Genomic DNA, 12,431 nt, shown 5'->3' with positions numbered 1-12,431 from the left:
TTATTCTCAGAATAGTCATTAGCATATCCAATGTATTCTTTGTTGATTAAAATAGTGTCATTTGTAGAATACAATAGAATTGGATATCGATTGTAATAATTACCGTCTTTTGGTTTGTAGATTGCTAAGCCATCTGCATTGGTTTTTATATTGAAATCCTTTGATTTTAAAGTGACATTTTCCATTGGTTTACCTGTTTTTCGGTCGAGAACAGTGTAGTATTCCGTTTGATTTTTGTTATTTGCCAAAACTGAAATATTTGAAACAGTGATGGTTTCATAACCAAATCCTTTTTTGTTTTTGGAGTCGGTTTCGCTTTCGAAATAAACCAGATAATTGCCTGTTTCTAATTGAGGTAAAACGACTTCTGTAGAATATTCGAAATAATCTTTTTTGTCGAGGAGGTCGTAGCTTTTTGTTGCAAATGGTTTTTTAGTAGCGATAATTTGGGTTGCCAAACTATCAATTTTGTTGGGAGTGTTATAAAATTGGGATGTTTTATTATAGTTTATTTTAAAGAATGAAATCGTCAAATTGTTCGAGTTTTTGTATCGAATAAAGGCTCTGGTATTTTCTTTATTGTAAATATATTTTTGAAGTTCGACTTGAATATTTTTTGAAAGAATTTCTTCCTTTTTTTGAATTGCCAATTTATAGGCGTTTGAATTATTATTGGTAGCCAAGACACGGTCTAATTCTGTAATTGCTTTGATATTGTAATCTGGATGAGTTTCTTTGGAAGCTAATCTGGCGTAAATTGTCGCTTTTTCTAATTGAATCTTTTGCAGTTGTATTGCTTCCTTTGTTTCTTTTTCTAAGGAAATTAAAGCATTCAATAAATCTTCATCTGATTTTATAAGGTATTGGGAACAAAATAAAATTCGTTCTAGTTTGTTTTCGAAAGTAGGCGAATCAATTTCTAATTTCTGATATAGAGAAAGTACTTTTTTTAAATCTTGATTTTTGATGTACTCCAGATTTAATTTTGTAAAAGCATCGTTATTGCTTAGAAATATATTTTTATAAGGTTCATGTTCTTTAGAGTCAATGTCCCATCCATTTAATTTTCCTTTATAAAAAGCAATATTTTCCTTTAGTAAATAATCGAATAAGTTTTCTTTTTTGAATTTTTCTATAGTAAAAAAGTCAAAAATAGCTTCGTAATTGGTTAGCGGAGTTGCTTTTAAAACCTCTTCATTTTCTAGGGTTTTATCAAATAGAGCATTTATTTCTGTTTCTAATTCAAAATCGGGAGCCGTAGCAGTTGTATCTACAGCTACGGCAGTTGTATCCATTGCTACGGCAGTTGTATCTACCGCCATTACATTATCCACTGCTACGAAAGTGCTGTCGGCTACAATGCCGTAATATGAATTATTCAAACATTTTGCATAAATCAAATTCAAAATGGCTTTTGAAGGCACAGAAGCCTTGCTGATCTCAGTTTTTAAATCATGTAAAATCTTCAGCTTTGCATTTTCGTCCAATATTTGTCTGTACTTGGATTTGTAAAAAAAACTTTTGATGATTTGAGTTTCATTTTTCTTAGCGGAAGCCTTTTTGTAAATTTTGTTTACAATTTCATTGGCGGTTTTTATTTTTCCGACATTTTCATTCTGAGTTGCTTTACCCCATTCTTTTTCAAACTGTTGTGCGAATAATGTTGTGGAGATTAAAGCAAAAATAAAGGCTAAATAAATATTTTTCATAGCTGGATTTTGAATCTGATTATATTGTTTTTCCAATGGTAATCTGAAATTATACCAAAGAAAATTTCAATCAATATATAGTTTTAATTTGAAAATAATTTTCGTACAAATTACTAATTTTTACTTAAAACTAAATTAAACTTGTGGCATTTTATTATTTTTGAAGCATGAAGAAAGCACTGATTATTTTCGTATTGTTTCCATCGTTTATTTTGGCTCAAACCAATTTTGAAAAGGCTGAAAAACTATTCAATGATGGGAAATATAATCAGGCGCAACTTGTTTTTGAAAGTTACTTAAAAAACAATCCAAACCATCTTAAAACTTTAGAATATTTAGGCGATATTGCAAGTCATAATAAAACTTGGGACAAGTCGATAACTTATTATAAAAAGCTAAAAACGATAAAACCTAACGAAGCAAATTATTACTACAAATATGGTGGCGCTTTGGCAATGAAATCATTAGAAGTCAATAAAATAAAAGCGTTAGGAATGGTTGGTGAAGTGAGGTCTTCTTTTGAAAAAGCCATCGCATTAAATCCAAAACACATTGAAGCTCGGTGGGCATTGATCGAATTGTATTTAGAATTGCCAGGAATTGTTGGAGGCAGCGAATCTAAAGCGATAAAATATTCAGCCGAATTAAGAGAATTATCACCTGTTGATGGATATTTATCTCGCGCCCATATAGAAGAATATTTTAAAAGATATGAAGAGGCCGAAGAACAATATAGAAGAGCAGTGTTGATAGGAGGTTCGAAAATTTGTTATCAGGCATTGGCCGATTTTTACAAAAATAAAATGAAACAACCAGACAAAGCCAACAAGGTTTGGGAGGAGTATAGAAATAAAAAACAATAGAGTAATCGAAGAATCGGTTATTGAATAAAGCAATACAAAGACATTAGATGAAAACACATTTCATTGCCATAGGCGGAAGCGCAATGCACAACTTAGCATTGGCATTACACAACAAAGGATATCAAGTTACAGGAAGCGATGACGCGATTTTTGAGCCATCAAAATCTCGTTTGGAGAAAAAAGGAATTTTACCTGCTGAATTGGGTTGGTTTCCTGAAAAAATAACTTCGGATATTGATGCCATAATTCTTGGAATGCACGCCAAAGCAGATAACCCAGAATTGTTGAAAGCTCAGGAATTAGGATTGAAAATTTATTCTTATCCAGAATTTTTATACGAACAATCAAAAAATAAAACTCGCGTAGTTATTGGTGGATCACACGGAAAAACTACAATCACTTCGATGATTTTGCATGTTATGCATTATCATAATATTGAAGTCGATTATATGGTTGGAGCACAGTTAGCGGGTTTTGACACGATGGTACATCTTACCGAAGAAAATGATTTTATGGTTTTGGAAGGAGATGAATATTTATCTTCTCCAATTGACAGAAGACCAAAATTCCATTTATATCAGCCCAATATTGCTTTGATTTCGGGAATCGCTTGGGATCATATCAATGTTTTTCCTACCTATGATTTTTATGTAGAGCAGTTTGAAACATTCATTGAAAAAATCACTAATGGCGGAATCTTAGTGTATAACGAAGATGATTCAGAAGTAAAACGTGTTGCCGAAAAAGCAACGAATCCAATCCGAAAAATACCTTATACAACTCCAAAATACGAAGTGAAAGATGGTGTTACACTTTTGGAAACGCCAGAAGGAGCAATGCCTATTGAGGTTTTTGGAGCGCATAATTTGAATAATTTAGCTGGAGCCAAATGGATTTGCCAAAATATGGGAGTTGATGAAGCTGACTTTTATGAAGCGATTGCCAGTTTTAAAGGAGCCTCAAAACGTTTAGAGAAAATTGCTGAAGGAAAAGGAAAAGTAGCGTACAAAGATTTTGCTCATTCCCCAAGTAAAGTTTCCGCCACTACCAAAGCAGTAAAAGAGCAATATCCAAACCGCACGGTTGTGGCTTGTTTGGAATTACACACTTACAGTAGTTTGAACGCCGAGTTCTTAAAAGAATACGAAGGCGCACTTGAATATGCTGATGTTGCTGTAGTTTTCTATTCTCCGGATGCGGTTAAAATCAAACAATTGGAAGAAGTAACCTATGAGCAAATCGCCAAAGCGTTCAATCGAAAAGATTTAATAATTTATACTAATCCAGCTGAGTTTAAAGAATATCTTTTCAATTTAAATTTAGATAATTCTGCTTTATTATTGATGAGTTCAGGGAATTATGGAGGATTGAATTTTGATGAGGTAAAAGGTTTGATTGAGTAAAAAAATTAACCGCATTTTTGTCATTCCGAAGGAATCTCACATTGGTTACTCACGTTGCGGAGATTCCTACGGAATGACAAGATTGTGCATAATTGTGAGCTATTTTTTGCATACTTAAATACTAATAATTTTATAGATTAAGAATGGTATTAAAGACACAGTTTGTCATTCCGTAGGAATCCCGAGCTCACTAAAGATTCCTACGGAATGACAAGATTGTGGTTAGATTGTGGATAATTAGGCTGTTTTTTACATATTTAAAATGTCTCACAATTTTATTATACGCCTAGTTTGTCATTCCGGAGGAATCTTTTCTCTATAGTTTTAAAAATCATTTTTATGATCGAGTACACTGAAGGAATTTATACTTTTTACGTTTATATTTTAACGAATAAAAACAGAACAGTTTTATATACTGGTGTTACCAATAATTTAAAATTGCGGTTACAACAACATGAAAGTAAACTAAACCCGAATAGTTTTACGGCTAAATACAATTCACATTTTTTAATTTATTATGAAAAATTTGGTTGGATTCAGTTAGCAATTGAAAGAAAAAAAGAAATTAAAGACCTTTCGAGAGAAAAGAAGTTGAATTTAATAAAGGAAATGAATCCGGGTTTGGAATTTTGGAATTATCATTTTAAACAATAAAACCCTAATTGAGATTCCTACGGAATGACAAGATTGTGTGAAAAATAGTCGCACAGTTTGTCATTCCGTAGGAATCTTTATTTTTTACACCCTATTTGTTTCTGGCATTATGAAAGACTAAAATTTTTATTGTCTGATTTTTCTCTTATTTTTAATATATTAGCAAAACTAAGAGTTTGATAATAAAACTCAAGTGTAAAGTTATTGAATGTTATTTTTTAGAGATTATGATTTTAGACGATTCAAAAACTCCTTTTAGGAAACAAGAAGCATTCCCAATCACTCATTGGTCCGAAGACGACAAACCCCGTGAAAAATTAATGCTCAAAGGCAAAAGCGTTTTGAGTGATGCCGAATTAATTGCCATATTAATCGGTTCAGGAAGCCGAAATGAATCCGCAGTGGATTTAAGTAAACGAATTTTAGGAAGTGTTGATTATAATTTGAATGCTTTAGGGAAATTGTCTATCGCACAATTAATGAATTTTAAAGGGATAGGTGAGGCCAAAGCAATATCAATTATTGCAGCAGCTGAGTTAGGCAGACGCAGAAAAAACGAAGATATCGTTGAGCCGACAAAAATAACTTCCAGTAAAGCCGTTTTTGAAGTAATGCAACCTATTATTGGAGAATTGCAGCATGAAGAATTCTGGGTTTTGTATTTGAATAATTCGAATAAAATTCTTTTTAAAACACAACTGAGCAAAGGAGGATTGACCGGAACAGTTGTAGATACTCGAATCGTATTTAAAATTGCATTAGAGCAAAATGCGACTTCCATTATTCTTTCCCATAACCATCCTTCAGGTAAATTGCAACCCAGTGAGGCCGATATACAAATTACTAAGAAAATTAAAAGCGCTGGACAACAATTGGATATCCCAGTCTTAGATCATATAATTATTACTGAAAGAGGCTATTATAGCTTTGCTGATGAAGGTATTTTTTAAAAATTTGCATAAACCGGACATTTGTCTTATATTTACAGTCAAATGTCTTTTTTTATGGAAGCAATACGATTAAAATCAGGAGAAGCAATTGATAAAGCCGTTAGAGCTTTGGTCAATAGAGTAGAGCAGGAGCGCGGTTACAAACTTTTGAATAAGAATATCACTTATGAAGAGTTTTTAAACAACAAGATGTTGATTGTACACGCCATTCGTGAAGGAATCTCTTATGAATTGTTTGATTTGATAAAAGAAGTAACTCCTTTTAATGAAGAGGACTGGGCTTCTTTTTTGGGAATTTCAACCAAATCACTTCAACGAAATAAAGTTAAAGAAGATTTTATTTTCAAACCCATTCAATCCGAAAAAATATTAGAATTAGCCGAAGTAACTGCTTTAGGAAATTCAGTTTTTGATACCGAGAAACAGTTTTATTTATGGTTAAACACACCTTCATTTGCACTTGGAAATCTGCAACCTATCGAATTACTCAAGGATTCTTATGGAAAAGAAATGGTAGTTAACGAATTGAATAAAATCGATCAAGGTATTTTTGTATAATGGAAGTTTTTCGATTAGCTCGGAAAAAATATCCTATAGAATTATCGGGAAAAGGAGCCTCAATTTCAGGCGCACGTTGGAATTCAAAAGGGACAGAGATTATTTATTGTGCCCAAAACAGAGCTTTGGCAATGGCCGAAGTTTTAGTGCATCTTTCGTTGGCAACACTTCCAAGTGATTTTGTGATGCTAACCATTGAAATTCCTGATGATATTGCCATAGAAATTTTAGATTTAACTAAACTTAACATAGATTGGAATATTTTTCCGTGTACCTTTGAAACACCTCTTTTGGGAGATGATTTTATAAAACGAAATGAAGCTTGTGTTCTAAAAGTGCCGTCGGCGGTTGTAAAAGGAGATTTTAATTTTTTGATTAATCCTTATCATACCGATTTTTCTAAAATTAGAATCACAGAACAAAGCGATTTCCCTTTTGATAAACGAATTTTTAAAAATTAATTTGCATGTTATCTAGTAAAATAACCGATATATTCTTTGATCTTGATCATACTCTTTGGGATTTTGATGTTAATTCAGAATTGGCTTTTGATGTAATTTTGAAAAGAGATCATCCCACAATTTCAATAACCGATTTTATTGAAAAATATATCCCCATTAATCAAGCCTGTTGGAAATTATACCAATACGATAAAATCACACATGACGAATTAAGATACAATCGCCTTAAACATACTTTTGATGCTTTAGAATATACTGTCTCTGATGCTCAAATTGAAAGTATGGCATATGATTATATTGAGTTATTGCCTGAAAATAATCGTTTGTTCGACGGTACAATAGAAGTGTTGGAATATCTGGGAAAAAAGTATAAATTGCATATTATTACCAATGGCTTTGCCGATGTGCAATACAAGAAAATAAACAATTCGAATATTGCTGGTTTTTTCCAGACGATAACCAATTCAGAGATGGCGGGAGTGAAAAAACCTAATCCAATTATTTTTGAATATGCCTTGAATTTGGCTCAAGCCAAAAAAGAAAGTAGTATAATGATCGGTGATTGTCTTGAGGCTGATGTCCAAGGAGCTCTCAATGCAGGATTAGATGCTATTTTTTTTAATGACAAGAATATTAAAATAGAACAAAATATTAAGCAAGTAACACATTTATTAGAACTAAAAAAATATTTATAAATTATGAAGTCAAAAATTTTATTCCTTTTACTGTTTGTTTCCAGCTTTGGATTTTCGCAGTCGGTGAATAATTATGCCGCCGTTATTGTTCCTTTAAAATATGATTTTTTAAAAAGCGATAATCAATATCGTCTTTGCACTATAACAAAAGCTAATCTAAAAAAAGCTGGTTTTGAGGTTTTTTATGCCAATGAATCGCTGCCTATAGAATATAGTGACAGATGTAGTCTTTTGAACGTGGATGTAGTGAAAGACAATGGATTTTTAATAACCAAACTTTACGTAGTTCTTAAAGATTGCTACAACAAAGAAATTTTCAGATCTGAAGTAGGAAAAAGTAAGGAGAAAGAATACGAAGTGGCCTATGCCGAAGCTTTGAATAGAGCTTTTGAATCAGTATATGCGTTGAATTATAAATACGAAGGCAAATCAGCTGCAAAATACACAAATCCGCCAGCAGCAAGTACACAATCAGCTACAGTTGCTACAACGACTGTTGCTGCTACAACCGCTGCAGTAGCTGTAAATGTACCAAATAATAGTGCAGAACCAGACGGGACAGTTCTATTTGCACAACCAATCAAAAATGGATATCAATTAGTTGACAGCACTCCAAAAGTGGTTATCAAAGCTTATAAAACTACAAATCCTGCTATTTATATGGCTACCAAAGGTGATGTTCAAGGAACTATGGTTCAGAAAGATAATCAATGGTACTTTGAGTATTATGATAAAGATACCTTAATGTCAGAAAAAATTACTGTGAAGTTTTAAATTCGGTAAGAATATAAAAGTACGGGTATTAAGATTTTAAATTTTAATACCCGTATTTGTTTTTCCATCTATTTTTAAGGAATTCGCGGGTAGTATTTTCTCTCGAATTCTGACCGGGAACATAAATCGGAGTATTACTTAATGCCTCTGGCAAAAATTCCTGTTCGGCAAAATTGTTTGCATAATCATGCGAATATTTATAATCTTCACCATATCCTAATTCCTTCATTAGTTTGGTAGGAGCATTGCGCAGATGAATTGGAACTGGCAAATCTCCAGTTTGTTTTACCAATTGTTGAGCTGTTCCGATGGCCAAGTACGAAGCATTACTTTTTGGCGACGTAGCGAGATATATTGCGCACTGACTCAAAATAATTCGACTTTCCGGATATCCAATTGTGGTAACAGCCTGAAAAGTATTATTTGCCATAATAAGCGCTGTCGGATTTGCATTTCCAATATCTTCGCTGGACAAAATTAACATTCTTCTAGCAATAAATTTTACATCTTCACCGCCTTCAATCATTCTGGCGAGCCAGTAAACAGCTCCATTAGGATCACTTCCTCGAATTGATTTTATAAAAGCCGAAACAATGTCATAATGCTGTTCACCAGTTTTGTCATATAAAACCGTGTTTTGTTGAACTAATTCCAAAACACGATCATTAGTGATTATAATTTCATCTTCAGCGGAGGCATTTACAACCAGTTCAAAAATATTTAATAGTTTGCGTCCATCGCCACCAGAAAGACGCAATAGAGCCTCTGTTTCTTGCAATTTAATATTTTTGGAAGCCAAATGACTGTCAATTTTCATAGCTCTCTGCAGTAATTGCTCTAAATCTGCTTTGGTAAAAGCATTCAAAACATAAACCTGACAACGGGATAATAGAGCGGGAATAACTTCAAAACTCGGATTTTCGGTTGTTGCCCCAATAAGCGTAATCCAACCTTTTTCAACCGCTGCCAACAAAGAATCTTGTTGCGATTTGCTAAAACGATGAATCTCGTCAATAAACAGAATCGGATTTTTGGCAGTGAATAAACCGCCGCTTTGTTTTGCTTTGTCAATTACATCCCGAATATCCTTAACTCCCGAATTAATAGCGCTCAAAACATAAAAAGGACGATTAGACTCCTGAGCAATAATTTGCGCCAAAGTCGTTTTTCCCGTTCCCGGAGGTCCCCAAAAAATCAGGGAAGGAATAATTCCTTTCGCAATTTGATGCGTCAAAGAACCATTCGGACCAACCAAATGGGACTGACTGATATAATCTTCCAGTTTCTGAGGGCGTATACGTTCTGCTAGTGGTGCTTCCATATTGTAAAATTACACAATTTTTATATTTTTTCAGAAGCTAATCCAGCTCTTCATTACAAGTCCTCGCTGCCACAACTATTTTTCTAACCATAAAAGGAGCTTCCGTTGGTCGCTCTTTTATGGCAAGAAAAAATTAGTTGTTTCAGCTCCGGGCTTTTCATTTCGATCTGGGCTAGGGCATTTGGTTTCAAGACTTAATTAAGTATTTATGACAAAATAGCATTTAATTACTTTTGGATACATTTTTGAGTTACCTTAAGGACATGATTCAAAAACATAAATCATTAATCTAAAATGGAAGAAAACAATTTTAAATTCACCAATTCAGTAGTAGGAGTGCCACTTTTTTTTGTGCTGTTCTTGTGGTTTGTCTATTGGTCAGAAATTCGTTTTGGTTTCGATTTTGATGATAACGGAATTTTGCCAAGAACATTTTCGGGAATGCAAGGCATTGTTTTCAGCCCATTTATTCATTCAAACATTGAGCATCTTTACAATAATTCAATCCCATTGGTAGTTCTGTTGGCGGCATTGTTCTTTTTTTATAGTAAAGAAGCATGGGGGATTTTAATATTTGGAATCCTATCTTCTGGTTTTTTAACATGGCTCATTGGAAGAGAAAATTATCATATAGGAGCAAGCGGTTTGATTTATGTGTTGGTTTCTTTTATTTTTTTTAAAGGAATTCAAACCAGATATTATCGTTTAGTCGCTTTGTCACTTACCGTTGTTGTTCTTTATGGCGGAATGGTTTGGTATGTTTTTCCAAAAGTAGATGACACCATTTCCTGGGAAGGACATTTATCAGGATTGATTTCAGGTTTTGTATTAACTTTTTTCTACAAAAAACCTGAATATAAAAAAGTAATAAAATACGATTGGGAACACCCCGATTATGATCCTTCCGAAGATAAATTTATGCAGCGTTTTGACGAAAACGGTAATTTTGTCAATCTCCCAAAAATTGAAGAATTTGAAGAAGAAATTCAATTAGAAACTAATCCTTTTTTTCAATCAAATTCAAATGTAGTTTATGATTTCATCGAAAACCAAGAGTCTATAAATGAAAAAAATGAATCAAAATCTGAATCTTGATTCATTTCAATATCAATTACAATTCAATGACAATATTAATGTCAATAGTATTATTTAAATTTTGAATTCTTCAATCTGCCTTCTTCAATCTAAAATCTGCTATCTTAGCTTCTTTGTCTTACTGTTTCATATAAAAAAGCTCCACAAGCTACAGAAACATTCAATGATCCAATAGATCCAAACATAGGAAGTTTTGCTTTTTCATCAACAATTTTAAGCACAGAAGGATTTACTCCTCTATCCTCAGAGCCCATAATGATTGCTACAGGTTCATTCAGTGAGATGTCATAAATATTTTGTTCAGTTTTTTCGGTAGCAGCAACAGTTTTAATTCCACTGGCTTGCAAAAGGAAAATAGCATCTTTAATATGTTCTACTTTGCAAATCGGAATATTAAATACCGCACCAGCAGATGTTTTTACAGTATCACCATTTACAGGAGCTGAACCCGCTTTTTGGACAATAATCCCATTTACACCAGTACATTCTGCTGTTCTGATAATAGCACCAAAATTACGCGCATCCGAAATTTGATCCAGAATTAAAAACAACGGTTTTTTGCCATTCTCAATAACGGTTTCTATCAAAGTTTCTAAATCAAAAAATGAAATAGGAGAGATGCTTGCTACCGCACCTTGATGATTATTTGGAGTTAATCGGTTAAGTTTTTCTACAGGAACATAAGAGAAATTGATATTACCGCGTTTCATCACTTTCATTAAGTCCTTCATTAGTTCGCCAGTAGCTTCCTTCTGAATGTAGACTTTATCTACGGTTGCACCTGCCTGAATGGCTTCAATTATAGCCCTAATCCCAAAAATTTGATGTTCTTTTTCCATGCGGCAAAGATAAGTAAAAGGGTTTCGTAAAAAAAACCTATCCAAATAATTGAATAGGTTTTTAGATATTAATTTTATGCTATTTTAAAAATAAATATTTAAAACATCATTTCTTAGAAAGATTGAAAGTCTGATTTTCGTAAACACCATAAATATCTGTCGCAAAATTTAATTTTAAATTGATGTCACCTGTACATGCACTTACTGATCCTTCTCCGGTTACAGTAGCCTTGTAAGACCCATAATTCCATATTTCATTTGAAGTTACAGTAACATTTGCCGTTTCAGGATCAATCGTTACTATCATGTAAGATGTCGTTTTATTGACTACATATGGATTATTCGTGTTCAAAATTTTAAATTTTAAAGTTCCAAAAGCTGCATCATAAACAACAGGAATAGTTGCTCCGACTTTGTAATCTGCCCAATCATCTTGTGTAACTGTATAGTCACCATTAAATATTGACGCGTCATCTAAAGGACATACCATTGTATATTCTTGGAGTACGGAAAATTGTTCTGAGTTAGCTATATCTGCTCCGAAAAGTGGTTCGCCTTCATCAGTAAACATTTTTAGTACTGTGCCATTTTTTAGAGTTACATCAGCACTTATTACTAAGTTATCAGTAATATCAAAATCGCTTGGAGAGTTTAAAATACTAAAAGCTTTATAAAGATCCTGTTCAGTATAAGTTACACTTGTAGGGAAAGTAGTTATACCACTAGTTAAAACTGCTTTTTCAACTTTTGAACCTTTGGTATAAAAACCTACAACATTCATTGATGCTACATCACCTCTACCAACTGTCAGAGTTACACCTATTTTAACACTACCTCCATTTGAAAGAGCGGCGTAGTTTAAAGAAGTATCCGTTCCAGGTGTTTTTTCAACATTCGGAACCCCGCCTTCAGTAAGATCTATTACTGAACTCCCTCCATCGTCTGTACATGATGTTGTCATCATAAAAGACAGAATCAGAATGGCTATATATTTGATTTTTTTCATGTTCTTTTGATTTTAGTTATTTTGACCAAAATATTTTATAAGTTCCAGGATTTTTTTGAGCTGGCGCATTTTGATTAGAGTTTAATTCATTTTGCGGCCAATA

13 protein-coding genes are annotated in these 12,431 nt (G+C 33.1%); 9 read left to right on the top strand and 4 right to left on the bottom strand.

What is annotated here, in order from left to right; genetic code table 11:
• Positions 1–1,709 (bottom strand): hypothetical protein (locus VLC96_RS01310; protein WP_325260241.1); only part of this gene is annotated, 1,709 nt, incomplete at its 3' end.
• 167 nt (positions 1,710–1,876) lie between these two features.
• Here VLC96_RS01310 and VLC96_RS01305 point away from each other — a divergent pair.
• From VLC96_RS01305 to VLC96_RS01270, 8 genes are all read left to right on the top strand, one after another.
• Complete coding sequence (locus VLC96_RS01305) at positions 1,877–2,572, top strand: tetratricopeptide repeat protein (RefSeq protein ID WP_325260240.1); 696 nt, start codon at positions 1,877–1,879, stop codon at positions 2,570–2,572.
• A 47-nt stretch (positions 2,573–2,619) separates the two neighbouring features.
• Positions 2,620–3,975, top strand: coding sequence for a UDP-N-acetylmuramate--L-alanine ligase (locus VLC96_RS01300; protein ID WP_325260239.1), 1,356 nt, complete (start codon positions 2,620–2,622; stop codon positions 3,973–3,975).
• A 339-nt stretch (positions 3,976–4,314) separates the two neighbouring features.
• On the top strand, positions 4,315–4,629 hold the full coding sequence (locus VLC96_RS01295; RefSeq protein ID WP_325260238.1) for a GIY-YIG nuclease family protein: 315 nt from the start codon (positions 4,315–4,317) through the stop codon (positions 4,627–4,629).
• Positions 4,630–4,856: 227 nt separating this feature from the next.
• Positions 4,857–5,579: a RadC family protein gene (gene radC / locus VLC96_RS01290; RefSeq protein ID WP_325260237.1), complete on the top strand. Its 723-nt coding sequence runs from the start codon at positions 4,857–4,859 to the stop codon at positions 5,577–5,579.
• 54 nt (positions 5,580–5,633) lie between these two features.
• Positions 5,634–6,137, top strand: a complete 504-nt coding sequence (locus VLC96_RS01285) for an Xre family toxin-antitoxin system antitoxin (RefSeq protein ID WP_325260236.1) — start codon at positions 5,634–5,636, stop codon at positions 6,135–6,137.
• Positions 6,137–6,598 (top strand): RES family NAD+ phosphorylase, encoded by a 462-nt coding sequence (locus VLC96_RS01280; RefSeq protein WP_325260235.1) that lies wholly within the window; start codon positions 6,137–6,139, stop codon positions 6,596–6,598. Before VLC96_RS01285 ends, VLC96_RS01280 begins: the two co-directional genes overlap by 1 nt.
• Positions 6,599–6,603: 5 nt before the next feature.
• The gene (locus tag VLC96_RS01275) at positions 6,604–7,293 is read left to right on the top strand and encodes a YjjG family noncanonical pyrimidine nucleotidase (protein ID WP_325260234.1); all 690 of its coding nucleotides are present in this window, start codon (positions 6,604–6,606) and stop codon (positions 7,291–7,293) included.
• A gap of 3 nt (positions 7,294–7,296) precedes the next feature.
• Positions 7,297–8,067 (top strand): hypothetical protein, encoded by a 771-nt coding sequence (locus tag VLC96_RS01270; RefSeq protein WP_325260233.1) that lies wholly within the window; start codon positions 7,297–7,299, stop codon positions 8,065–8,067.
• Between the two features lie 43 nt (positions 8,068–8,110).
• Here the strand turns inward: VLC96_RS01270 and VLC96_RS01265 are convergent, their stop codons facing one another.
• Positions 8,111–9,388: a replication-associated recombination protein A gene (locus tag VLC96_RS01265; protein WP_325260232.1), complete on the bottom strand. Its 1,278-nt coding sequence runs from the start codon at positions 9,386–9,388 to the stop codon at positions 8,111–8,113.
• A gap of 294 nt (positions 9,389–9,682) precedes the next feature.
• Between VLC96_RS01265 and VLC96_RS01260 the strand changes: the two genes are divergently transcribed.
• Positions 9,683–10,483, top strand: a complete 801-nt coding sequence (locus tag VLC96_RS01260) for a rhomboid family intramembrane serine protease (protein ID WP_325260231.1) — start codon at positions 9,683–9,685, stop codon at positions 10,481–10,483.
• Between the two features lie 104 nt (positions 10,484–10,587).
• Here the strand turns inward: VLC96_RS01260 and rlmB are convergent, their stop codons facing one another.
• The gene (gene rlmB, locus VLC96_RS01255) at positions 10,588–11,322 is read right to left on the bottom strand and encodes a 23S rRNA (guanosine(2251)-2'-O)-methyltransferase RlmB (RefSeq protein ID WP_325260230.1); all 735 of its coding nucleotides are present in this window, start codon (positions 11,320–11,322) and stop codon (positions 10,588–10,590) included.
• Between the two features lie 106 nt (positions 11,323–11,428).
• Complete coding sequence (locus tag VLC96_RS01250; RefSeq protein WP_325260229.1) at positions 11,429–12,328, bottom strand: hypothetical protein; 900 nt, start codon at positions 12,326–12,328, stop codon at positions 11,429–11,431.
• Positions 12,329–12,431: the final 103 nt, after the last annotated feature.

The organism is Flavobacterium sp. (assembly GCF_035456085.1).
Classification (GTDB): domain Bacteria; phylum Bacteroidota; class Bacteroidia; order Flavobacteriales; family Flavobacteriaceae; genus Flavobacterium.
Note: the sequence above shows the minus strand (reverse complement) of the source record. Positions and strands in the feature narration are given on the sequence as shown.